At 70.6% G+C, this 24751-nt stretch carries 17 protein-coding genes; 14 read left to right on the top strand and 3 right to left on the bottom strand.

The genetic code is table 11. The features are described from left to right. The first annotated feature begins 210 nt into the window (after window positions 1-210). The 9 genes from F8O02_RS05735 (at window position 211) to F8O02_RS05695 (ending at window position 14441) form a co-directional block, all read left to right on the top strand. Window positions 211-4701: a DUF7507 domain-containing protein gene (locus F8O02_RS05735; protein ID WP_158036273.1), complete on the top strand. Its 4491-nt coding sequence runs from the start codon at window positions 211-213 to the stop codon at window positions 4699-4701. After that, entirely contained in the window at window positions 4698-6212 is a 1515-nt protein-coding gene (locus F8O02_RS05730) for a SpaH/EbpB family LPXTG-anchored major pilin (RefSeq protein WP_158036272.1), read from the top strand. Before F8O02_RS05735 ends, F8O02_RS05730 begins: the two co-directional genes overlap by 4 nt. 211 nt (window positions 6213-6423) lie before the next feature. Then, entirely contained in the window at window positions 6424-8241 is a 1818-nt protein-coding gene (locus F8O02_RS05725; RefSeq protein ID WP_158036271.1) for a SpaH/EbpB family LPXTG-anchored major pilin, read from the top strand. After that, on the top strand, window positions 8238-9278 hold the full coding sequence (locus F8O02_RS05720; RefSeq protein WP_225734135.1) for a class C sortase: 1041 nt from the start codon (window positions 8238-8240) through the stop codon (window positions 9276-9278). The genes F8O02_RS05725 and F8O02_RS05720 overlap by 4 nt, the downstream gene beginning before the upstream one ends. 376 nt (window positions 9279-9654) lie before the next feature. Further along, on the top strand, window positions 9655-10314 hold the full coding sequence (locus F8O02_RS05715) for an amino acid ABC transporter permease (RefSeq protein WP_158036270.1): 660 nt from the start codon (window positions 9655-9657) through the stop codon (window positions 10312-10314). After that, window positions 10298-10981, top strand: a complete 684-nt coding sequence (locus tag F8O02_RS05710) for an amino acid ABC transporter permease (protein WP_225734134.1) — start codon at window positions 10298-10300, stop codon at window positions 10979-10981. The genes F8O02_RS05715 and F8O02_RS05710 overlap by 17 nt, the downstream gene beginning before the upstream one ends. After that, window positions 10978-11805: an amino acid ABC transporter ATP-binding protein gene (locus tag F8O02_RS05705; RefSeq protein WP_158036268.1), complete on the top strand. Its 828-nt coding sequence runs from the start codon at window positions 10978-10980 to the stop codon at window positions 11803-11805. The genes F8O02_RS05710 and F8O02_RS05705 overlap by 4 nt, the downstream gene beginning before the upstream one ends. Before the next feature lie 240 nt (window positions 11806-12045). Further along, window positions 12046-12915, top strand: a complete 870-nt coding sequence (locus tag F8O02_RS05700) for a transporter substrate-binding domain-containing protein (RefSeq protein ID WP_158036267.1) — start codon at window positions 12046-12048, stop codon at window positions 12913-12915. Between the two features lie 344 nt (window positions 12916-13259). Further along, the gene (locus F8O02_RS05695) at window positions 13260-14441 is read left to right on the top strand and encodes an FAD-dependent oxidoreductase (protein WP_179416367.1); all 1182 of its coding nucleotides are present in this window, start codon (window positions 13260-13262) and stop codon (window positions 14439-14441) included. A gap of 28 nt (window positions 14442-14469) precedes the next feature. Here F8O02_RS05695 and F8O02_RS05690 read toward each other — a convergent pair whose 3' ends face one another. Next, entirely contained in the window at window positions 14470-15498 is a 1029-nt protein-coding gene (locus F8O02_RS05690; protein WP_158036265.1) for a LysR family transcriptional regulator, read from the bottom strand. Window positions 15499-15959: 461 nt separating this feature from the next. Between F8O02_RS05690 and F8O02_RS05685 the strand changes: the two genes are divergently transcribed. The 5 genes from F8O02_RS05685 to F8O02_RS05665 all read left to right on the top strand — a co-directional run bounded on the left by F8O02_RS05685 (window position 15960) and on the right by F8O02_RS05665 (window position 21832). Next, the gene (locus tag F8O02_RS05685; RefSeq protein WP_158036264.1) at window positions 15960-16430 is read left to right on the top strand and encodes a FeoA family protein; all 471 of its coding nucleotides are present in this window, start codon (window positions 15960-15962) and stop codon (window positions 16428-16430) included. Then, on the top strand, window positions 16430-18517 hold the full coding sequence (feoB, locus tag F8O02_RS05680) for a ferrous iron transporter B (RefSeq protein ID WP_158036263.1): 2088 nt from the start codon (window positions 16430-16432) through the stop codon (window positions 18515-18517). The genes F8O02_RS05685 and feoB overlap by 1 nt, the downstream gene beginning before the upstream one ends. A gap of 95 nt (window positions 18518-18612) precedes the next feature. After that, a complete protein-coding gene (locus tag F8O02_RS05675; protein ID WP_179416366.1) occupies window positions 18613-19254 on the top strand; it encodes a NifU family protein in 642 nt (213 codons plus the stop codon). A gap of 448 nt (window positions 19255-19702) precedes the next feature. Then, on the top strand, window positions 19703-19915 hold the full coding sequence (locus F8O02_RS05670) for a DUF2892 domain-containing protein (RefSeq protein WP_158036261.1): 213 nt from the start codon (window positions 19703-19705) through the stop codon (window positions 19913-19915). 327 nt (window positions 19916-20242) lie between these two features. Further along, window positions 20243-21832, top strand: coding sequence for a S1C family serine protease (locus tag F8O02_RS05665; RefSeq protein WP_179416365.1), 1590 nt, complete (start codon window positions 20243-20245; stop codon window positions 21830-21832). 306 nt (window positions 21833-22138) lie between these two features. On the opposite strand, the gene F8O02_RS05660 is transcribed toward F8O02_RS05665, so the two are convergent. Together F8O02_RS05660 and F8O02_RS05655 are read right to left on the bottom strand one after the other, a co-directional pair. Continuing rightward, window positions 22139-22987: a TetR/AcrR family transcriptional regulator gene (locus F8O02_RS05660; RefSeq protein WP_158036259.1), complete on the bottom strand. Its 849-nt coding sequence runs from the start codon at window positions 22985-22987 to the stop codon at window positions 22139-22141. Then, window positions 22984-24675 carry an MDR family MFS transporter gene (locus F8O02_RS05655; protein WP_179416364.1) on the bottom strand — a complete coding sequence of 564 codons (1692 nt, stop codon included), beginning with the start codon at window positions 24673-24675 and terminating at the stop codon, window positions 22984-22986. Before F8O02_RS05655 ends, F8O02_RS05660 begins: the two co-directional genes overlap by 4 nt. Window positions 24676-24751: the final 76 nt, after the last annotated feature.

Below are 24751 nucleotides of genomic sequence, written 5' to 3'. Positions count from 1 at the left end.
AGAACGGGCCGTGTGCATCCTCGTGATGTGCGCGGCCCGTTCTGCGTGCCCGGAGGGGACGACGGGCGCACGCTCAGAGGCGGAGTTGAGCGCAAGAACGGGGCGGAACGGCTCGTTCACGGTGGTGCTGATCTCGGAGAGAGTTCTCGCACAGATGTCGGCGATTACGCTAGCATGGACGTGCTGTCGCTGGGGAAGGAGGGGAGTTCCTTGAATCATGTCCGCGGGCCGCTCATGAGCGTGCTCTCCACCCTCCTGCTGCTGGTGCTCGCCGTCGGCATGGGTGGCAGTCCGTTCCCTGCCCAGACTGCCGCGGCAGACCCCGCGTCGCCTCCGGACGACAGTGGCACGCCTGCTGCGACAGGGCCGCTGCCGACGGTCACCAGCTCTTGGTCACCGGAGGGGTCGCTCGCCGACGGAGCGACGCGCACCTACACCGTCTCTTACCACAACGACGGGACCACGGCCATCGCCAACGGCCGGTTCTGGCACGAGACAACCGCCGCGGTGAACGCCACCATCAAGTACAGCGTGAGCTGCGAGGCCAGCGGGGGAGCATCCTGCCCGACCGCCGCCGCGGTCACAGACCAGACGATCAACGCCACCGCCGACACCTACTACAAGACCTTCGCCTTCATCGGGGGCCTGCCGGCCGGCGGGCAGCTCACCTTCACCGTCACCACCACGGTGACCATGAGCAGCGGGTGCGCGACCACCGCCACACCGTTCGTCGGAGGCTGGGCCAGATTCAGCAGGACGAGCTTCGACGCGGCGAGCACCGCGACGAGTGATCTCGCCTCCGCCTCGAACGCCGGCACGATCACCGTCTCGAGCGACAACCTGTGCGGCAACGAGCCCGTCGACATGGAGAACACCGTCACCTCCCCGGGCCCGTCAGGGGCTCCCTCCCGAGTGCTCTCCGGTGATGAGCGCACGTTTCAGGCGACCTGGACGAACACACGAGATGTCCCGGTCACCTTCGACCTGCGCTACACCTACTACGTGCCCTACACCGGTCAGGTGACCGTCGCGTCCTGGAGCTGTGCATCGACCATCGACGGGGTCGCGGGCGGAACGTGCCCGACCACCGCGGATGGCGGGGCCACGTCGCCGGAGACCGTGCACCACGACAACCCCGGCGAGGCGTCCGACGTGATCTTCGCCTACTCGGGCACCACGCTCGCCGCCGGGCAGACCCTGACCTTCACGATCACGCTGGCCACGAAGATCAACACCTGCACGCAGGACGGCTATCTGCGCGTGCAGACCTACGCCAAGCGCAGCGTGCTGGCCGACGAGACCGATTCCGACAGCCACACGCTCTCGCGGCCCAGCGAGCTGGTCGAGATCGGCTGCTCCACCTGGCTGATGGAGGAGGACTTCAACAGCGCTGCAGTCGGGGACTCCACATGGAAGGGCATCGGCAAGGCGTGCCTCACCAAGGCGACGACCGCCGGCAGCAGCGGGTCGCTCGGCAAGTGCAGCTCATCGGTGCGCGCCCCCACGTCGAGCTACAGCAAGGGCTTCCTGCAGCTCACCGACGACCAGGGCAGCCAGGTCGGTGCGGCCCTGTACAACCGGGCCCTGCCCTCGAAGAACGGGCTCGTGCTCGAGTTCACCCAGCACCAGTACGGCAATGGGGAGCACGCCGACGGCATCGGCTTCTTCCTCGCCGACGGGTCTCAGGAACTCACGACCACCGGTTCGAGCGGTGGGGGCCTCGGCTATGCCAACAAGAACAACGAGAACGGCCTGCCCAACGCCTACCTCGGTGTCGGGCTCGACGTCTATGGCAACTTCGCTGACAATTCCACCGATGTCACCTCCCAGTGCACGCGGACGGACACCTCGTCGACGAGGAAGACCGACTCGATCACGCTGCGCGGGCCTGGCGCCCTGAACTCCAGCGGCCAGTGGCGCAGCGGCTACTGCCCGGTCGGAGATACAGTGAAGGTCTCCAGCCTGAACTCCTCATACTCTCTCCACGGAAACACCTCTCAGTCGTCCAATAATCTGACCGAATCCCAGCTCAATGCGCTGCTCGCCGACTACTCCACCGGGGCGAGCGACACCGGCTCCGGGCTTAAGACACGCATCACCGTCTACCCGCTCAAGTCCGGCGAGACCGCGCCCGAAGTCACCGTCGAGATCGACTTCGGCGAGGGGTATTACACGACGGTGCTCGATCGCACCATGACCGAGGCCGCGCCGGATCTGATCAAGTTCGGCTTCCTGGGGTCCACCGGCGGCTCCAGCGACACGCACCTGATCAGTGGGCTGCGCGTGGGCACCGTCACGCCGATGCAGACGCTCGATCTGACCAAGACGGTCAGCTCCACGCAGAGCACCTACTCCGTCGGCGACCAGATCCAGTACCAGTTCCTCGCCACGAACTCGGACGCGGCCGGCGGCATCTTCCAATTCTCGCTCGATGACCCCCAGATCGACAGTGGCACGCTCAGCTGCCCGGCCACCACGATCGGCGTGTCCAACAGCATCACCTGCACCGGCACCCACACGGTGACCGAGGCCGACCGCGACGTCGGACAGGTGGTGAACACCGCGACCGCGCACGGAGCCACCTCAGAATCCGGTGACGTCAACCTCTCCGCGACAGACACCGCCACTGCGGTCGTCAACCCGGCGGCGCCAGACGACTCCCGGGTCATCCAGCCGGGCGGTACCGCCACGTTCCAGCTCGTCGACGATGGAACCACACCAGGCATCGTGAGCCCTGACGACGCTGCGAAAGTCACGGTCACCCTCACCGTTGACGGGCAGACCGTGAGCCCCGGCGGTTCGGCGACGGTCGCCGGCGAGGGCACGTGGGCGCTGGATACCGACGGCACGGTCATCTTCACCCCGGCGGACGCCAGCTACACCGGAACGGTCACCTCCGTCACCTACACGGCGACGAACCAGTACGGCGGCAGCGCCACCGGCACCCTGGGCGTCACGATCAACACCGCCCCCCTGCGCGTGTGCACCGCGGACGAGCAGCGAGCCAGCCAGCGGTACTGGGCGTTCGGGGATGCTGCCCAGCTCGATTTCGGCACCAACGGCACCAGTGTGGCGGCGGGCACGTTCACCGGGCTCGATGAGGCGGACGGCACCGTGACCGTCACCGACTCAGCCGGCAACCTGCAGTTCGTGGTGGCTGGCGGCAGCATCCTCGACGCGTCCGGGGGCGCGATGACCGACACCGATGACGGAGCGGTGACCCTTGACATCGGGGCCGGGGCGTCCCCAGCCACCGTGTTCCCCGCCGCGCAGGGTACCGGACGCTACTACGTGGTGTGGAGCACCGCGACCACCGCGACCGCCGGCCAGCTGAAGTACGCGGTCGTCGACATGACCGAGGGCGCGCACGGCGCGGTGACCACGGCCCCGACAGCGGTCGGAACCGGCACGAACGCCTCGGGCGCAGTCGCATCCGTGCCGAACGCCGACGGCACTGGCTACTGGGTGCTCAATCCGCAGCGCGTCAACGACAATTCGCTGTTCTCCGCTGATGGGTACACGCTCGACGCCTGGCAGTTCACGGCGAACGGGCCGGCGACCGCACCCGTGACCACCCCGGAGCTGGGGACGTCGGGGGTCACCTCCTCGACGGATGTCGCCACGGCATACGAGGACATCCGGTTCAGCCCGGACCTCACCCAGGCTGCCGCGATCTCCTCCGTACACACGACCGGCGGAACGCTTTCCGTGAATTACGAGACACACCTGCATCTACTTGGCTTCGACGCGGCTACGGGAACGCTCACCGAGGTCAAGGACCAGACCATCAGTGACAGCCGCGGTCAGGGCTACAGCGTCGAGTACGGTCCGGAAGGCAGCGATGCCCTGTTCGTCTCCACGCTGATCACCGATCCCGGCGAAAACGTCGCGAGGCTGCTGCAGTACTCGAAGGTCTCTGAACAGAGCAGTGTGAGCATCTGGAACGCCAACGTGCTGAAGACGTCCAGCCTGACCGGCGCCATCCGACTCGCGCCCGACGGACGCCTCTACTGGGCGCACAACACGTCGGCACTGACCGTGCTGACGAACCCCGGCACCGCCACGAGTGACTCGAATGCGGAGTTCACGACCTTGGACCTCGGCTCGGGCACCCCGGCTCGCCAGGGCCTGACCAACACCCTTACCGACTGCGCGATCTCGCCGACCGGGTTCGCCTTGCACAAGCTCGGTGCCGGGGCAGGGGAGGACGGTTCCGATGCCGCCGTTGACGGTGCGGAGTTCGCACTGTACCCGAATGACGACGGCCAGGCCGGCGCTGACACCGCCGCCACGCTGACCCCCGTGGATGGGCAGACCGGCGTGCTCACCGTCGACGGGCTCGCCCCCGGCTACTACTGGCTGCGCGAGACGAAGGCGCCCGCCGGGTATGCACTGCTCGCCGACGACGTGCGGGTGCACATAGCCCTGCGCGGCGAGGTCACCGTGCAGAACACCGGCGGGCAGAACCCCCAGGTGCAGCTGACCGCGGGCGGCGACGGCACATACACGATCACCGTCACCGACACGAAGACGTATCAGCTGCCGTTCACCGGCGGATGGTGGCTGTTCGCCCTGCTGCTCGCCGGCGGCGGCCTGCTCGCCGGTGTGCTCGCCCGCGCCATCCAGCGCCGACGGCAGCACGACGAGGACCTCACCGACACCGATGACCATACCGAGACCACCACAGAAGGGGAATCATGATGAACACACGAAAGAGGCGTCGGGGCATCATCGCCTCGACCATGGCCTTGGTGAGCGCGGTCGCGCTCGCCCTGGGCGGCGCGGTCGTCGCCCAGGCCGACGACAACGACATCCCGACGACGTCGGACATCACGATCACGAAGCTCACCACACCCCCGACGGGGCAGGGCGACGCCGCGACGGGTGCCCAGAGCGGCATCCCGTCGGGGGCAGAGCCGATCAGCGGGGTCACGTTCACCGCCTACGCCGTTCCGGTGCAGGACAGTGGCACGGACCTCACCGCGGGATCGAACGCGTGGCAGCAGAAGATCTCCACCATCGACGTGACCGCAGCGCAGAGCCTGATCGGCGCGACCCCGACCGCAGTGCACACGTTCGACGCCACGAACGCCAGCGGCGTCGCCACATGGTCGGACGCCCCGCGCGGCCTGTACCTGATCCGCGAGACCGCGGCGCCGGCCGGCGTCACCCCCGCACAGGACTTCCTCGTGGCCGTGCCGATGACCGACCCGGAGAACCGAAACACCTGGCTCTCGACGATCTACGTCTACCCGAAGAACTCGAAGGTCACCGTGTCGAAGGCTGTCGACGAGAGTGACTCGGTCGCAGTCGGGCAGGACGTCACCTGGACGGTGACCGCGGACATCCCCCGCGACACCGCCATCAGCAAGTACGTCATCTCGGACGCGCTGGACTCACGACTCACCCCCTACGCCACGGGTGACAACGCCCCAACCGTCGGTTTGACCGGCAGCACTGGACAGACCCTCACCTCAGGTGACTACAGCGTCGCCGTCTCTGGGCAGAATGTCACGGTCACCTTCACGGATGATGGCCGTGCGAAGCTGGCCACGGCCTGGGCCACGGATCCCACGGCGCAGGTCACGCTCAGCATCCCGACAACGGTGAACAGCACCGCCAAGGGTGCCCAATCGACGACGTCCGCCGCGATCAACAACACGGCGACCCTCTCGGTCAACGACGCTGCAGACATCACCAGCACCCCCGCGACGATCAAGGTCGGCGACATCAAGATCGCCAAGACCGACTCCTCCACAGGGGATCCGCTGACCAGCGGGGCGGCGACGTTCAGCGTGTACCGAACCGAGGACGACGCGAAGAACCGTGTCAATGCGATCAGCGTCGACGGAGAGACTACGTTCCAGACGAGCACGACCGACGGCACCGTCGTCATCTCCGGCCTGCTGTTCTCCGACTGGGTCGACGGCGAGTCCGTGGCTGAGGGCTCCTACCGTTCGTACTGGGTCAACGAGGTCACGGCCCCGGAGGGCTATCAGCTGCTTGCCCAGCCGGTGAAGGTGAACGTCACCGCTGCCGGGGTTGACGTCGCGACGACCACGATCGCCGACGCGCCCAACAGCACCGGCTTCACCCTGCCGCTCACCGGTGGCACGGGCACGCTGATCCTCACCGTGCTCGGCGCAGGCCTCCTGGTCGCCGTGCTGGTGATCGCCCGCCGGCGTCGCGCCCGCGAGGACCAGGCCGCGTAGCCGATATCTGTGCTCGGGGCAGACGCGCGGACGCGTGACTGCCCCGAGCAGCACAGCCGGGGCGCCCTGCGTGGTCTCTGAAACCGGAGCCCCGGGCGCTCTCCGCGCGACGGCACCACACCGCCGACGTCACGACGGAGGCACCCAGGCCACCTTGGACACCTGCAGCAGGAACAGCAGAACCAGCAGCGCACGAGGGAGGAGGACCCGCATGGACAGCGAACGGTCGCAGACCGGTTACGTCCCGAGCACGTCGACGGGCATGACCCGTCCGGGCGGGCGTGCGGTGGGGCACTCGGCTGACGTGTCCGTGCGGCTCCTCCACCAGCCCCGTGTGCCCGACCAGGCCGGTGCGTGGCGCACCACGACCCGCCCGCTCGGCATCCTGCTGACCGTGCTGCTCGCCCTCGCCCTGCTGCTCGTCACCGGGCCCCGGGCACAGGCGACCACCGCAGCGTCCCCGGCTGGCACATCCGCAGCGGGCACAGTGCCTGCCGGGGATGCCGGAGCTGCGCAGGCGACCACCGCATCCGCCAGCGATGAGAGCGCCGGGCGCGTGACCATCGCATCCATCGACCCCGACGCGACTACGGCGATCGAGGTGCACAAGCTCGATCAGCCCGAGCAGCTTGGCGAGCCGGCCAGCGGCGTCGAGCAGGATGTCTCCGGGCTCACCCCGGTCGCCGGGGCCACGTTCACCGCGACCCGCGTGCCCGGCCTGGACCTGACCACGGACGCCGGCCGCGCCGAGGCCTCGACGTTCACCGCCGCCGACGCGATCGCCCGCATCGGTGACGCCGCCCCCGACGTCACCCGCACCACCGACGCCAGCGGGCTCGCGAGCCTCGCGCCGCTCGGCGTGGGGCTGTACCTGGTCGACGAGACCGTCACACCCGACGGATACGCCTCCAGCGATCCCTTCCTGGTCGCCCTGCCGCTGACGAACCCGGCCGGCGACGGGTGGCTTGAGACCGTGCACGTCTACCCGAAGAACGCCGGCGCCAGCGCCGACCTCGCCGTCGATGACGCCGACGCCGTCGTGCTCGGCGACACCGTGCGGTGGACGAGCCGCACGACCGTGCCCCGCGCCGAGCCGCTGCGCGTCTACCGCGTGCTCAACCGGGTCGCCGACGGGCTCGAACCTCCGACCGCCGACCAGGTCGCCGTCACACTCGGCGACGGCACGGCCCTCGGCGCCGACGACGTGACCATTGCCGTCGACGGCACCCTCATCACCGTCGCGTTCACCGACGCCGGGCGCACCCGACTCGCCGACCTGCGCGCCACGAACCCCGACCTCGAGGTGCACGTCGCCTACCCGACCGTCGTCACCGCCGAGGGCGAGCACACGAACCGGGTGCGCCTGGTGATCACCGACGACGGCGTCGCCGACGCCGACCAGACCAGCCGGCTGACCGACACGGCGACCACGAAGTGGGGCCCGCTCGAGATCATCGTGACCGAGCAGGGCCGCCCAGACCATCGCATCCCCGGCACGCGCCTACGCTTGTACCTCTCGGCGGAGGACGCACTCGCCGGGCGCGACCCGGTCACCATCGAAGGCGTGAGCGAGTGGACGACCGACACCGACGGCCGCGTGCTGCTGCACGGGCTGCGGTTCTCCGGTTTCGTCGACGGGCTCGACCGCGACACCGATGACCCGCTGTACCGGCAGTACTGGGTGATGCCGGTGTCATTCCCCGCCGGTTGGACCGGCGATCTGACCCCGCAGGCGGCCATCGTAAACTCGGTCACCGACGCACAGATCGTCACCCTGCAGGTGCGACAGGCGGACGAGGGCGCGGCCGGCCTGCTCGGCCCCGGCGGCGCGCTCGGCCCGGGGACGCTCGCCCGCACCGGGCTGCAGGCCTCCGGTGCTGTGCTGCTCGCCGCAGTGCTCGTGCTGCTCGGTCTCGCCGCGCGCCGACGGGGGCGGGCGACGGCCGAGGTCACTGCTGGGGCAGCCGGTGCCTCTGGCGCGAACCCCGACGGGAGCGCGGGGCCGGCAGCGAACCCGGGCGCCCGATGACCGCAGCCGGCGAGGCAGGGACAGGCACTCCCGTCGAGGGAGCGTCCGCGCGCGAGGGCGGGCCTGCGGCGGCGACCACAGGCGAGACCGCAGCCGGTGAGGCGGGGGCGGGGCAGCATCCCCAAGGACACCGCCGGAGCCGCCGCCGGCGCAGACGGACGCCGCGGCAGCGCCGGCGACTGCGCCGCGGCATCCTGCTGCAGATCGTCGCGATGATCGCCATCGGGCTGCTCGTGTACCCGCAGGCGGCCGACTGGTTCGCCCGGCTGGCCGCGAGCCGCGAGATCTCGGGGTACCTGCAGGGGGTGGAGCAGACGCCGTCGGCGGAGCGGCAGCGCATCCTCGACGCCGCATACGCATACAACCAGACGCTGCAGGTCGGGCCGCTGACCGACCCGTACATCGAGCAGAACCCCGACGAGGCCCAGCGCACCGCCGTATACCAGGCGTACGAGAATCTGCTGCGTGTCAGTGGCACCGACGCGATCGGCACCCTGAGCTACCCGGCCCTCGACATCGGCCTGCCCATCTATCACGGCACGGCCGACGAGACCCTGTCGAAGGGACTCGGACACCTGTATGGCACGTCACTGCCCGTCGGCGGACCGAACACGCACGCGGTGCTCACCGCACATTCCGGGCTCATCCACGCGAAGCTGTTGACGAACCTGACTCGAGCACAGGTCGGCGATGTGTTCTGGATCAGCGTGCTCGGCGAGGACCACCGCTACCAGGTGATGAGCACCGAGACCGTGCTGCCGAACGAGACTGACTCGCTGAAAATCGTGCCCGGAGAGGACTGGGTGACCCTCTTCACCTGCACGCCGATCGGCGTCAACAGCCACCGGTTCATGGTGCACGCGAAGCGCATCGCCGACACCGACGACAGCGGCGGCGAGAGCCTCGGCGGCATCGGGGCACCGGGGTTCCCCTGGTGGGCGGTGTGGTTCGTCGGCGGGTCAGCGGTGACCGGGTGGATCATCCTCACGCCGCCGCGGAAGAGGCGGGCAACGCGGGGGACGGGCCGCTGCCGGTAGGGCCCGTCTCCCTCCCCGTGCACGGACCTGCCACGGAGGATCCGTATGGCACGGATCTGCCAGGGGTGGCAGGTTGGTGTTCGGGCGGCAGGTCGGTGCACGAGCGGGCACGGAAGGTGCTGAGAATGTGCTGGCGGGCGAGCGAGTGTGAACGAATGTTTCAGTGGCCCCTGGTCGTGGTCGTCGTGGACGTCTATCGTTGAGAAGCTGTGTCGCCCGGAACGGTGTCAGGGGGTGCTAGGGCAGGCCCTCGGAACGGCGGTCTCGGATGACAGACCGGATGTCCGGCACGGCGGTCTCGGGCGCCCGGCCAGCGGCCCGCGGTCGACAGCGGCGCACGGGTCGCGGAGCAGAATAGGACAGGAAGGTGGTCGCGATGAGCTGGACGGTGATCGCGAAGGCGATCCCGCTGTTCGTCGACGCCTTCTGGACCACGCTGTGGCTGAGCGCCGTTGGCATCGCGATCGCGCTCGTCGTCGGCGCGGCCGCGGCCCTCGCCCGCCAGTTCGAGGTGCCCGTGCTCGGCCGCGTCGCCGCCGGGTACGAGGAGCTGCTGCGCAATACCCCGTTGCTCATCCAGCTGTTCTTCCTGTACTACGCGTTGCCGTCGGTCGGTCTGCGGATGTCGGCCGAGACCTGCGCGATCGTCGGCCTCGGTCTGCTCGGCGGCGCCTACATGGCCGGTGCGTTCCACGGCGGGTTCGCCGGGGTGGCGGACGCGCAGGTCGAGTCCGCACGCGCACTTGGTCTGTCACGCCTGCAGCAGGCCCGCTTCGTGACCCTGCCGCAGGGGCTCTCGCTGAGTGTGCCGGCGATCGCCGCGAACATGATCTTCCTGGTCAAGGAGACCTCGATCTTCACCGTCATCGCCGTGCCCGAGCTGACGAACACGGCACGGTACCTGATCGGCATGTACTACCGCACCGACGAGTACCTGTTCCTGCTCGTCGTGGCATACGCGATCATTCTGATCCCCCTGTCGGTCGGGCTGACCCTGTTGGAGAGGAGGGTGCGTCGTGGTGCATTCCGGCGCTGAGCTGCTGCTCGACCCGACGATCCTGCTGCGTCTGCTCGGCGGGCTGTGGGTCTCGGTGCGCATCGCGCTGCTCTCCCTCGCCATCGGCATCCCGCTGGGTGTGGTGATGGGGGTGCTGCGCCTGCTGCCGAGCCGCCTGCTGCGCACGGTGCTGCGGCTGTACCTCGAGTTCTTCCGCATCGTGCCGACGCTCGTGCTGCTGTTCCTCTTCTACTACATCCTGCCCCGCGAGCTTGGCGTGCAGGTGGGCGGCGAGGTCGTCGCCGTCGTCGCGTTCGCACTGTGGGTGGCCGCCGAGATCGGGGACGTCGTGCGCGGTGGCCTGCAGTCGGTGCCGGACGCGCAGGTCGACGCGGCCCGCGCACTGGGGCTCGGGCGGATGCAGCTGCTGCGCTGGGTGCGTATCCCCCAGGCGATCCCGCTGATGGTGCCGGCCACGATCAACCTGGCCACCCGCGTGATCAAGACCACGTCGTTGCTGCTCATGATCAGCGTGCTCGACGTCGTCACCGTGGGCCAGCAGATCATGGAGGCCAACCGGGACAACGCCCCGGATGCCCCGTTCTGGATCTACCTGTTCATCTTTGCGCTCTTTTTCGCCGTCTGCTGGCCGCTCGCCCGGCTGGCTCGTCGGCTCGAGCGCCGTACCGAGGAGCGTGACCGATGACCGCATCCGTCGACGACCAGCCCGCCGAGCCGTTGCTGCGCGTCACCGATCTCGCCAAGCGCTTCGGCGACCGCGAGGTGCTGCGCGACGTGACCTTCGAGGTGCCCCGCGGCAGCGTGCAGGTGCTGCTCGGACCCTCCGGATCGGGCAAGTCGACGCTCATCCGCTGTCTGAACGGGCTGGAGACGATCGATGGCGGTCGCATCGAGTTCGGCGGGGCCACCGTCGTCGACGCGACCGGCTTGGCGGACCGCCACCCGAGCCGCCGAGCGCTGGCTCGTCGCGCCCGCGCTCAGGAGGACGCTTGGCGTCCGCTGCGCACGCGCATCGGCATGGTCTTCCAGAGCTACGATCTCTTCCCGAACCGCACCGTCGCCGAGAACATCCGGCTCGCCCCGCTCAAGGTGCAGCATCGCGACCGGGACGAGGTCGACGCCGACATGGACCGTCTGCTCGACCGGGTGCAGATGGGCGACTATCGCGACGCGTACCCGCGTGAGCTCTCCGGTGGGCAGCGGCAGCGGGTCGCGATCGTCCGCGCGCTCGCCATGCGCCCCGAGCTCATGCTCTTCGACGAGATCACCGCCTCCCTCGACCCCGAGATGGTGCGTGGGGTGCTCGAGATCCTGCTCGACCTGGCCCGCGACGACATGACGATGATCGTCGTCACCCACGAGATGGAGTTCGCCCGGCGCATCGCCGACACCGTGCTCTTCCTCGACGGCGGCGTGATCGCCGAGCGGGCCGGGGGAGCGGAGTTCTTCGACCACCCGCGCACCGACCGCGCCCGCGCGTTCCTGGAGAGCATGGCCCCGCTCGAATGAGGCCCGGAGCGCGCACCCGGTGCGACACGTCGGGCGTGCACCGGGTTGCCCGAGACCGGCCGGCCGGGGACGCGACCTGGCACCCGTGCGTGTCGGTCGCCTGGAGCGGGGCCGAGCCGCACGCCACAGTACGACACATGCGGGCGTACCGTCGCGCCCACATGCCAGCATGACCTGCGGGCCGGCCTGGCGCCGTGTCCGCTTCACCCGGCTCAGACCGGACCTATCGCAGGAGGAATCATGAACAGGATCACCCGTCGTACGTTCGCGGCACTCGCCGCCACCGCCGTCGTCACGGTCGCGCTGACCGGCTGCGCGAGCGGCTCGGCTGACTCGTCGCCCCAGTCGCAGACGGGCGCGACCGTGCAGGAGATCAAGGATCGCGGCAGCATCCGCATCGCGACCTTCACCGACCTGAAGCCGTACGGGTACACGAAGGACGACGGCACGAACACCGGCTTCGACGTCGAGCTCGGCGAGCGGCTCGCCCAGGACCTGGGCGTGACGGTCGAGTGGGTTCCCGTCAACGCTGACGCTCGCGTCGACACGCTGCGTTCTGACAAGGCCGACCTCGTGCTCGCGAACTTCACCGTCACCGACGAGCGCAAGGAGGTCGTCGACTTCGCCAAGCCGTACATGAAGGTTTCGATCGGCGTGGTGTCGCCCGACAGCGCGCTGATCACCGATGTGTCGCAGCTCGAGGGCCAGACCCTCGCGGTGAACAAAGGCACCACCGCCGAGCAGTGGTTCACCGAGAACGAGCCGGGCATCGAGCAGTCGAAGTACGACTCGAAGACCCAGCAGTTCCAGGCGTTCCAGGACGGCCGTGCCGCCGCTCTCGCCGATGACAACACGTACCTGTACTCGTGGGCGAAGGACAACCCCGGCTACACCGTCGGTATCAAGCAGCTCGGCGACCAGTCGTACATCGCCCCGGCCGTGGCCAAGGGCAACAGCGACCTGCTCGGCTGGGTCAACGAGCGGATCACCTCGCTGACTGACGAGGGCTTCTTCGAACAGGACTACACCGACCAGCTCGCGCCGTACTTCACCAGCGACGTGCAGCCCTCGGACGTCGTGCTCGCCAGGGACGAGCTGGCGGGACTGTAGGCCTGCGCGGGGCGCCCCCTCCGTGCACCGACCTGCCGGTTGTGCATGGTTCTGCCACAACGTGGCAGATCCGTGCACAAGCACTGTCGCCGTGCATGGTGACCGCTCTGCACGGAGGTCGTCACGTGCTGCGGTCCAAGCCGCCGACGGGCCGACCCGTATGCCGCCATACGCGTTCGATATGGCCGCACGGCCCGGCGGCCGGAGCCGACGTGGTGGACTGTGACGCAGATCGACCGATCGACCGGTCAACCGGGTCGCGGGCGGACAGCTCGTCGGCGTTCCCGGTGAACCGGTCGGCCGGCCGGGCAGCACTCATCAGGCCGACAGGGAAGAGGCACATCATGCAGGCGGACGTCGTCGTCATCGGACTCGGGACCATGGGGTCCCTCGCGCTGTGGGAGGAGGCGAAGGCGGCCGGGGACCGCGCTGATCGGGTCGTGGGCATCGAACAGTACGGGCCCGTCCACACGCACGGCAGCTTCACCGGCGAGTCGCGCGTGTTCCGCGTCGCCGTGCACGAGGGAGCCCGGTACGTGCCGGCGCTGCTCAAGGCGCGTGAGCGCTGGCAGCACCTGCAGGAGGTCGCCGGCCGCCAGCTCTTCCTGCCCACCGGTGTGCTCAACGTCGGCCCCGAGGGCTGCGAGCCGATCGCGACGGTGCGCCAGTGCGTTGCCGAGAACGATCTGCCCGCCGAGGAACTCGACACCGCGGAGCTGCGCGAGCGGTTCCCGCAGCACGCCGTCGACGAGGGCGACGTCGCGGTGCTCGACACCCTCTCCGGCGGCCTGCGCCCGGAGCTGACCGTGCTCAGCGGTCTCGAGCTCGCGGCGAAGGCGGGGGCGACGATCCTCACGAACACCCCGGTCACCGGCATCGCCCGCGACCCGAACGGCGGGGTCACCGTCACGATTGGCGGGCCCGAGCCGCAGACGATCCACGCCGGACGCGCGATCGTCACCGCCGGCTCGTGGGCGGGCCGTCTGCTGCCCGGCCTCGCCGACCTGCTCACCGTGCACCCGCTGTCGCTGACCTGGTTCGCCCCGCACCACATCGAGCTGTTCACCCCGGATCGCTTCCCCGTGTTCCTGCGCGACCGGCGCACCGATGACGGCGGGCTTGAACACCTGTTCGGCGTGCCGACCCTCGACGGGTTCAGCATCAAGGCCAGCGCCGGCTCGCTGTTCGGCGTCTTCGACGACGTCGCCGAGGTGCCCGAGATGCCCGGCGCCGACAAGCTGCGCGAGATCGGCGAGATCGCCCACCGGTTCTTCCCGGATCTCAACCCCGAGCCCGTGCGCGCGAGCATGCACCACGACGCGTTCACCCCTGACGACGCGCCGATCGTGGGCGTGGACGACTCGGGCACGATCGCCTTCGCCGCCGGCATGAACGGCAACGGGTTCAAGTTCGCGCCGCTGTTCGGCGCCTGGGTCAGCGAGCTCTCCCGCGGTGAGACCCCCGACCTGTACGACGAGGAGTGGTACGGGCTCGCCGGGCATCGCGCCCGCGCCGGCCTGGCCTGACGACCTGCCCACCTTGCGTCCGCCGGGCTCAGGCGGAGCCGACCCCCGCATCCGCCCGCATCGCGCCCAGCACTCCCGCGAGCATCCCGGCCAGCCGGCCAGCGGCGTCCGCGACCGCAGCCGTCGCATCAGCCCGGTGCACCACTGACAGCGGGCTGAGCGCGAGCGGGTCGGCCAGCGGGCGGACGTCCAGGCCGGGCCGGTCCACCGGTGCGCCGTGCGCGTCGGTCACCGTCGAGCGCGGGACGAGCGCGGCGCCGGCTCCGCACGCCACGAGCGAGAGCTGATCCATGTCGTTCGACTGCGGATGCGCGCGGTGCGGGCGCACCCCGGCCCGGGCCAGTGCGCGGCTGATCGCGTCATGCGCCTGCGGGGCCACGTCGCGTGGCCAGGAGAGCAGGGTGAGATCGGCGATCCCGTCGAGCGTCGCTGGACCCGGCGGCAGCCCATGCGCGGCGGGCACGGCCAGCCACAGCGGTTCGCCGGGCAGCGGACGCCAGCACAGGTCACCGGCGGTGACCACGGGGACCCGATCGAACTCGGCGCGGGCGGGCGGCGCGGACGGCGCGGACGGCGCGGACGGCGCCGACGCGTCCTGCGGCCAGGCGCGGATGACGCCGAGGTCGAGCTCCGCCTCGCGAAGCCGAGCGAGCTGGCGGGCCTCACTGACCACGCGGACGTCCGGCAGCGTGATCGAGGAGGCGGAGAGCGCGGCCGGCAGCAGCCCCGCGGCGATCGTGGGGGCGGCGGCGACCCTCAGCCGCTGCAGGTCGTCGGAGGGAGAGGTCCCCGTCCGCAGCCGCTGGCCGAGGGTGCTCAGCCGCTCGGCGCCGAGCACGAGCTCGCGGGCGCGGTCGAGGTACCGGTCTCCCTCGGGTGTGGGGCGCATCCCCGCGCGGCCCCGGGTGAACAGGGCGAAGCCGAGCCGGCGCTCGAGCCGGGTGACCGCCTGGCTCAGTGCGGGCTGGGCGAGGCGCAGGCGGCGCGCGGCGGGGGAGATGCCGCCCTCGGCGCGCACGGTCAGCGCATAGCGGAGTTCCCGCAGATCGACGTCCACGGTGTCAACGGTAGCGGGTGGTCGCTGCACGCTGCACGGGCCGGGCCGGGGTCTGATGGCGAGCCCTGAGCGGGTTCAGGGCGGGCAGTGGTCGAGGGCACGACCATGTTCGCGCCAGCTCCCCTTGAGACGACCATGTCTGCGCCAGAGACTGGCGCGTTCGTGGTCGTGTGTGGCGTCTGTGGCGCAGACTTGGTCGTGCCCTCCGCTCACGATCCACGTCTGTGTGCGCGAATCCACGTCTGTGTGCGCGAATCCGCCATCGGTGTGCACGAGATCTCCCTCTCAGTGCTCGAGTTCCGTCCGCGCGCACGCGCTCCATCCATCCCCGGGTATTGAGGTGAACCTCGCCAGCGTTAGACTGTGTGAGGGCAGCCTCACCGCTGTCCCTCTGGGGTTGTTCCGACGCCGTCTGTCCGTGCCGCGTCTGACGGAGCCAGTGAGAGACGAAGGAGTGTGCGATGCGGGTTCAGGTGCCGCGCGTGCCTGTGCAGGGACGAACTGCATCGGTCGGTTCGCACCGTGCGACCGGTTCAGACCACTCGACCAGTTCACACCTCTCGTTCGGCTCGCACGACCAATGCCAGCTGACCGAGATCCCCTGCGGGGTGGCCGTGGTGATCCGCGACATCGCCGCGTCCGGACGCGACGATGCGGTCGACGCCGGTCGCATCCGCCGGCTGCGGGATCTCGGCCTCACCCCCGGCACGACCGTGACCGTCGAGCGGCGAGCGCCGCTGCGCGGGCCGCTGCAGCTGCGCTTCCGTGACAGCGCGATGTGCCTGCGCCGCTGCGAGGCCGAGCTCGTCATGGTCGAGGCGGCGAGCGTCCCCGCCCCAGGTGAAGCGGCGGACTCCGCCCGAGGTGAGACGGAGTGCGCGAACCGCGTCGAGGCGGACGATCCGGGTCACGGCGAGGCGGCCGCACGCTGATGTCCCGCCGTCATCCCGAGGACACGTCCGCCTCCCGCGAGAACGCACCCGAGAGCGCGTCCAGCCACGGCGCCTCCGCAGCCCCATCCGGCACAGGGGCCGGCGGCCACTTCGGCACCCCCACCACCACGCCCGGCTGCCACGGCGCCCCCACCGCATCCGTCCCCGCCGACGCCGACCTGCGCGTCGCCCTCGTCGGCTCCCCGAACGCCGGCAAGTCCACGCTCTTCAACCGCCTCACCGGCGGCCACGCCCACACCGGCAACTACCCGGGCGTCACCGTCTCCCGCATCACGGGCGCCTGCCGGCTGCCCGCCCGCCCCGGCCGACACCGCCGCACGGCCGTCATCGAGGACCTCCCCGGCACCTACAGCCTCGAGCCTGCGAGCGTCGACGAGCGCATCGTCGCCGACACGCTGCACGGAGAGGGCCCCGACCCCCGTCCCGACGCGATCGTCATCGCCGCTGATGCGACCACGCTGCGCCGCTCGCTGCTACTCGTCGCCGACGTGCTGCGCCTGCGCATCCCCGCGATGCTCGCGGTCACCATGCCCGACGAGCTCGCCGCGCGCGGCGGCAGCCTCGACGTCGCCGGGCTGTCCCGAGCGCTCGGGGTGCCGGTGGTGCTCTCCGACGGACGCCACGGCCGCGGTGCCGCGGTGCGCGACCTGCTCGGCGACGTCGACCGCTGGCCGGCCCCGCCCGTCCTGCCGCCGGCCGACGCCGCGGCGAAGGACGCATGGGTCGCATCCGTCCTGGACTGCGCCCGCTACCGGCCCGCGGCGCCGGACGCGCGCACCCGACGGCTCGACCGTGTCCTGCTGCACCCGGTCGTGGGTGTGCTCGTCTTCCTCGCGGTCTTGGTCGTGTTCTTCCAGATCATCTTCACCCTCGCCACGCCGCTGCAGGACGCGATCGGCGACGGGTTTGCCGCCGCGGGCGCCTGGGTCACCGGCACGTTCGGCGACGGACTGCTGGCCGGCTTCGTCGCCGACGGCCTGCTCGGCGGCGTCGGCGGCGTGCTCACCTTCGTGCCACAGATCGCCCTGCTGTTCGTGCTCATCGCCGTGCTCGAGCAGAGCGGGTACCTCTCACGCGCCGCGTTCCTGATGGACCGCACCATGGCGTCCACCGGGCTCGAGGGGCGGGCGTTCGTCAGCGTCCTCAGCTCGTTCGCGTGCGCGATCCCGGGCATCATGGCCACGCGCACCCTGCCCGACGCCAGACAGCGGTTCGCGACGATGATGACGATGCCGCTGGTGACCTGCTCGGCCCGGCTGCCCGTCTACAGCATCCTCGTGGGGCTGCTCGTGCCCGAGGACGCCCGCTGGCTCGGCCTCGACGGGCGCGGTCTCGCCATGTTCGCGCTGTACTTGCTCGGGGTGGCGTCGATGATGGCCGCCGCCCGCGTGATCACCTGGGCGACCGGCCGCCGCGGCGTGATCATGCCGTTCACGATGGAGATGCCGCCCTACCGCTGGCCCGACCCGCGCACTCTCGGGCAGGCGGTGTGGCAGCCGGTCAAAGGGTTCATTCGCAAGGTCGGCACGATCATCCTGGGCACCACGATCGTGCTGTGGGCACTGCTCAACGTCCCCGTGGCCGGGACGGACGTGCTGCGGCAGGCCGGCGTCGACCCCGACGACTCGGGCGCCGTGGCGACGTACACGATGCAGCACTCGGCCGCCGCCGCGATCGGGCACGCCGTCGAGCCCGTGTTCGACCCGCTCGGCTTCGACTGGCGGGTCGACGTCGCCGTGCTCTCGTCGCTGTCGGCGCGCGAGACGTTCGTCGCCACCCTCGGCCAGATGGTCGCCGCCACCGACCCGGAGGAGCCCGACGACGCCCTGGCCGCGATGACCTTCGACGAGGGCCCCCAAGCCGGCCAGCCCGTGTTCACCGCCCCGACGACGGTGGCGCTCATGGTGTTCTTCGTCTACGCGATGCAGTGCATGTCCACGTTCGGGGTGCTGCGCCGCGAGACCGGCACGTGGCGGTGGCCGCTCGCCGCGTTCGCCGGCTACGGCACGCTCGCCTGGGTGATGGCGCTCGCGGCGCGGACGCTCACCGCGCTGGTGGTGGGATGAGCCGGCGGGGTGCGACCTCGTCGTGTGTCGAGGCCGGTACCGCGCCGGGTGCGCTTCCAGCGCAGAGCACGCCCCGGCCATCGGGCGAGCTCCTGTTGCACGCCGAGGCCGGCGCGGCGGCCGACGAGGTGCGCTGGGTGATGCCAGGACGCGTGCTCGCACGCATCGCGTCCTGCGCCGGCGGATGGGGCGCGCTCACGGTGATGCCGGCCCCGCTGCAGGCGCTGTGCGACGAGGGGACGCTGCGCGACGTTCGCCTGGCCGCCGACGCCCTCGTGACGCGGTGGGGGGCGATGCCAGGGGAGGGCGCCCGGGCCGTGGCAGGCCGGAGCACCACGGATGTGTCCGCTGTCGGTGACGTGTCGGCGGCCGCAGCGGCACGCTCTGTCGGTGCCGAGCGGCGTCAGCGGGATCGCGAGGGCGCACGCGTCGAGGCGGCCGTCCGTGCGAGCGTGGCCGAACCCCGGGCGGCATGGCGGGTGCGCGCCACGGGCGAGGGGGACGTCCTCGAACAGGTGCGCACACTCGTCGACGGGCCGGTCGCGGCGATGCTGCGCCGGCACGGCGGGCGCATCCGGCTGCTGGGCGTGACCGAGTCCGCGGGCGGGATCGACGTGCGCGTGCGGCTCGGGGGCACGTGTCGGGGCTGCCCGGTCGCGCAGCTCGACCTGACCGGGCGGGTGCGACGAATGCTGCGCCGGGAATGCCCGCAGGTGCGCCGCGTGACCGCGGGGTGAGCCCGAGGCGCACAGGGCGCGTGCGATCGGCCGGTGCGTGCGAGCGGGGCGTGCGAGAGCGGCCGACCGGAATCGCGCCGGTGATCCGCCGGATGACCGGGTCTGCGCCACGAGGCGGTGCAGATGTGACTGTCCGTGGAGGTGGTGGCGCGGAAATGGTCGCAGGTCGGTGTTCGACACAGTCAGACAGGTGTTCGGGCAGGCAGTGGGATGCTCAGACACACAGGCCTCTCGTCGGATACCGCCATGGGTATTAGGCTCATGGTGCCGGCGTGCGATCGGCTTGGGTGCATCACTGGTCGGAGGCCGGACGCATCACCGGTCGAGGGAAGGCATCAAGAGGAGTGCCGTGCACATGTGCGCACGCGTATTCCGCATGACGAGCCCCGCGCACGTCAGCGCCCGAGCCCTGCGCACACGCGGCGTTCACACGAGCAGAGGAGCAGACATGAAGGCATTCGTGAGGTTCATGGCCACGTCGGGCGGACGCTGGCTGCGCGTCGTCGCGGGAGCGGCGCTGATCGCGATCGGCGCCGCGCTGGGCGGTGGCTGGTGGGCGCTCGCCGTCGTGGGCGCGCTGTTCGTGCTGGTCGGAGCGCTCGACGTGTGCCTGATCGCCCCGCTTGTCGGCCTGCCGGTGCGCGGCCGCGACGTGCGCTGAGCCCGGACGGCCTGAGCGGGCCGGGCCCATCCCCAGGACAGGCGGTGTGCGCGACCCACGCGCTCGCGATGGCGTCCAGGTCTGAGGGCCCGCTGCGGATGGGTGCAGTTAGGCGCTGGGCAAGGATCCGCCTCGATCAGTGGAGCATCCCTGCGGCGGGCGGGGCACGCCGCTCCCGGCCCGATCCGCACACAGGTCTGCGACAGCATCCCCACAGCCCGCCGCTGTGACCGCACAGGTCGCGCCGAGGCCCTCCGCGATTCACTGGGAGTGTCGCCGACGAACCCCGCCGACGACAGGTGGATCGCACACGGAGGCATCATGGGCATGAATGACACACCCGCAGCAGGCCCGGCGAGAGGGGACGCGTCGGCGTTCGGCGCGAGCACAGCCGATCCCGAATCCGGCACGGGCACGACCGGCACCGCCGGACACCGCAGCCCTCACCACGTCCTGCGCGGCGTGCTCGCGCTCGGCGGCACGGTGGCTCTGGGCATCGGGCTCGTCCTCGGCGGTGGGCTCGCGTCCGGATGGCTCGGCGGGGCGTCCGGGTCCGGGGCGATCTCGGCACTGCCCGCGCTGGGGCTTGACGGTTCAGGCTCGACCACATCGAGTGGCATCACCACGGCCACCGACGATCAGCAGCGGGGTGCGGCGATCATCGAGACGGTGCTCGGGTACGGCAACGGCGAGGCCGCCGGCAGCGGCATCGTGCTCACCAGCGACGGACTCGTGCTCACCAACCACCACGTCGTCGAGGGAGCCACCGAGATCAGCGTGACGATCCCGTCCACCGGCCGCACCTACACGGCATCCGTCGCGGGTACCGACGCCGACAAAGACGTCGCTCTGCTCCAGCTGCAGGGCGCCTCCGACCTGGCCACCGCTGACTTCGACGACGACGGTGTCTCCACCGGTGAGACGCTCACCGCGATCGGCAATGCCGAGGGGCGCGGGGAGCTCGTCGCGGCGTCCGGCGCGGTCACCGACACGGACAGGGGCATCACGACCAGCTCCACGAGCGGTGAGGAGTCGGAGCAGCTCAGCGGGCTGATCGAGTTCCAGGCCGATGTCGTCTCCGGCGACTCCGGCGGCCCCGTCCTCGACAGCGACGGCCAGGTGGTCGCGATGACCGTGGCCGCGTCGACCAGTGGCGGCAGCGGATCCTCCGGCTCGCTCGGCGCCGGCTGGCGGCAGGACGAGGGGGCCGGCTCCGCCACCACGGTCACCGCCGGCCAGCGCGAGTCGGCCGCCGGACGGGACGGGGCGGCTGTCGGCGGCTCGACTGACAGCGGCGTGGTCTCGACCGTCGCCGGACCGACGCCGAGTGGCACCGCTCTCGGAAGCTCCGTGTCCGGTGGGTCGGGCTCGTTCGGCGGGGCTGGCTCCTCGGGGGCCACGACCACGACCGGCTATGCCATCCCGATCGACACGGTGCTCGCCGTGGCCGACCAGATCCGCAGCGGCGAGGGCACCGACGAGGTGCACATCGGCGGCACCGCGTTCCTCGGGGTCACTCTCAGCTCAAGCGGCGGTTCCCGCCGCGGTGGTTCTGGTTCCAGCGGTTCTGGTTCCAGCGGTTCTGGCTCCAGCGGTTCTGGCTCTGGCCTGAGCGAGGGGTCTGGGCGCAACGGCTTCGGCTCGTCGGCGAACGGGTCCTCCGCTGGCTCCAGCCGGTCCTCGGCGTCCGGGGCGCTGATCGCTGGCGTGGTCGACGGCGGTCCTGCCGACGAGGCGGGCATCACCGCGGGCAGCACGATCACCGCGATCGACGGCACGACGGTGACCGGGGCGACCCGGCTCAGCGAGCTCATCGGCGACCATGCGGTCGGCGACCAGGTGACCGTCACCTGGACCGATGCTCAAGGGGCCTCTCACACCGCCACCGTCACGCTCGCAGAAGGGCCGGTCGCCTGAGCCCGGGCGACGTCTGCGGGGATCCCAGACATCCTGACGACCTGATGCCTGCCTGGGCGACCACACGCCGGCTTCAACGGTGTCTGCCGCTCGTGTGCGCGATGCTGCCGGCAACCAGATGGCACACGTCGCCGACCTCCCGGCCGCCCGTGTGAGCACGAACACTGCTCTCGATGTGTGCACGAAATGCGGCCCTCAACCGCCGGGCGGAATCCGGCAGACGGGCGCAGCAACCGGGGCCGGCGGGAGCCGCATCGGCCGGGATGATCCCCTCGCCCTCCAGCGCAATCGTCGCGCCGGCCGCCCTCAGACGTCCTCGGCGCCCGTCAGCAGCGCTGCGGTGATCCGGCGGGCGGCTCGAAGGCGGGCCAGCACCGTGGCGGCGGTCTCCGAGCGTGTGCCCGGTGTGACATCGTCAGCGGCGGAGGCAGCGCCGGGGCCGGTCTCTGTCAGGGTCACACCCATCGCCACGTGCAGCACCGCTCCCGCCGCGGCGAACAACAGGTGTGCCTGCTGACAGGCCTCGGGGGAGCTCGCCGCGATGCCGCGCTCGTGGGCGATCCGTGCGGCGATGGCGTCGTGCACGCTCCGCTGCAGCGGGCGGGAACGGGTCAGGTGCTCGCTGAGCAGTGCCGGGTTCGTCTGCAGGATGCGTCGCCGGGCCTGGCCGAGATCGGGATGCCGCAGCGGGTTGTGCTCCGATCGCGAGAACAGCCACAGCAGCCCGTCGAGGGTGTCGTTCGGGTGGCCGGAGGCGGCGGATGTGACGGGCGTTCCCCGACCCTCATCGCCGGTGCACCGGGACTCGACGTCGTTGCGGCCCCTGTCTCCGTGAGAACAGCATGCCGTGTCAGCGGCGTCCATCAGCGCGCGGTCATCGTCGATGAACGCCTGCAGTGCGTCGTCCGGGGTGTCCGGCAGCACGCCGAGCACAGCGGCGTCCTTCGTGCCGAAGTAGTTGTAGAACGTGCGCGGGGAGACGTCCGCCTCGGCACAGATCTCCTCGACCGACACCGCGTCATAGCCGCGCTCGGCCACGAGTCGCACCGCGATGTGCTCGATCCGGGCGCGGGTGCGACGCTGCTTGCGCTCACGCAGCGAGCAGTGGCCCGCGCCCCCTGCGTCTCGAGCGGCGCTTCCGGCGTCGGCGCTCATCGTCGACTCCTGCCACGCCGTGCCCCGGGCATCGCACCCTGCTTGAGCGGGTGCTCCTCCACGAACGCGAGCAGCACGAACGCGATCGCCAGCAGCGGGATGAGCCACAGGAACACCGGGGTGAGCGCGTCGTTGTACGCGCCGGTGACGAGCACCCGGATCGCCTCCGGCAGCTGCGCCACCGCGCCCGGGGTGATCGAGTCGATCTGCGGGGTCTGGGCCAGCGCATCCGGTGCCTGTCCGGATGCGGCGGCGGCCTGGGCGGCATCGGCGAGCCGGTCGGTCAGCAGCGTCGTCAGCCGGGAGGTGAACACGCTGCCGACGATCGCCGAGCCCAGAGTCGCGCCGATCTCGCGGAAGAAGTTGTTCGCACCGGTGGCCGTGCCGACCTCGGCGGCGGGGAACTCGTTCTGCACGACCAGCACGAGGATCTGCATGCCGAGGCCGATGCCGGCGCCGACCACGGCCACCCCAGCCTGCACCTGCCACAGGGGCGAGTCCGCCTGCAGGCCGCCGAGCATCACGAGCCCGGCGATCGTGACGAGCATGCTGACCAGCGGCATCCACTTGTAGTGCGGGGTCGCGCTCGCGAGCCAGCCGGAGAGGATCGAGGTGACCATGATGCCGGCGACCATGGGCAGCATCCACAGGCCTGACTCGGTCGCGTTCGCGCCGTGGACGATCTGCAGATAGGTGGGCATGTAGCCGAGGGTGCCGAACATCGCGATGCCGATCGCGAGGCTCGCGGCCGTGGTGAGGTTGAAGTTGCGGTTGCGGAACAGGTGCAGCGGGATGAGCGGTTCGACCGCCTGCGACTCCGCCCACACGAACAGCGCGCCGAAGACGACGGTGCCGGCGATCAGGGCGATGATCTGCGGGGAGTCCCAGTCGTACGTGTTGCCGCCCCAGGAGCTGAACAGCACCAGGCAGGTGACCGCGATCGCCATCAGCGCGGTGCCGAGCCAGTCGACCCGGGTGCCGCTCGCACTGTGGCGGGGCAGGTGCAGTAGCGCCATCAGTGCGATGATCGCGATGACGGCCAGCGGCACGTTCATCCAGAACGCCCAGCGCCAGCCGATGCCGTCGGTGAACCAGCCGCCGAGCAGCGGGCCGCTCACCGCGGCGAGGCCGAACACGGCGCCCATCGGGCCCATGTACCGGCCGCGATCCTTCGGCGGCACCACGTCGGCGATGACCGCCTGCGAGAGGATCATCAGGCCGCCGCCGCCGAGCCCCTGCACGCCCCGGGCGATGATCAGCCAGGCCATGCTGTCGGCGAGCGCGCCGATCACCGATCCGGCGAGGAACAGCCCGACCGCGCCGATGATGATCGGCTTGCGGCCGAGCAGGTCGCCGATCTTCCCGTAGACGGGCATCATGATCGTCGCCGCGAGGATGTACGCGGTCGACACCCACAGCATGTGCTCGACCCCGTCGAGCTCGCCGACGATCGTCGGCAGCGCGGTGGAGAAGATCATCTGGTCGAGCGAGCTGAGCAGCATCACGATGATGAGCGCGACGAAGATCAGGTTGATCTGCCGCTTGGGCAGGATCACGCCGTCCCAGACGGGTGCGTCGGGTTGGGTGGTGTCGGTGGATGCGGCGGCCGCGGCGGCCGTGTCGACGGAGGATGCTGATGCGGTCTCGTCGGTGGCATTGGAGCGGGCAGAGTCGGTCAGATCGGGCATGGGGCCTTCCAGGAGGATGCAGATGGGGGATGCGCGGCGGGCGTCATCGCTCGGACGCCGCGTTCAGTGACTGTAA

Origin of the sequence: Pseudoclavibacter caeni (genome assembly GCF_008831125.1) — a bacterium.
GTDB classification, from domain to species: domain Bacteria; phylum Actinomycetota; class Actinomycetes; order Actinomycetales; family Microbacteriaceae; genus Pseudoclavibacter_A; species Pseudoclavibacter_A caeni.
The sequence above is the reverse complement of the archived record's forward strand: the minus strand, read 5'-3'. Positions and strand labels throughout refer to the sequence as shown.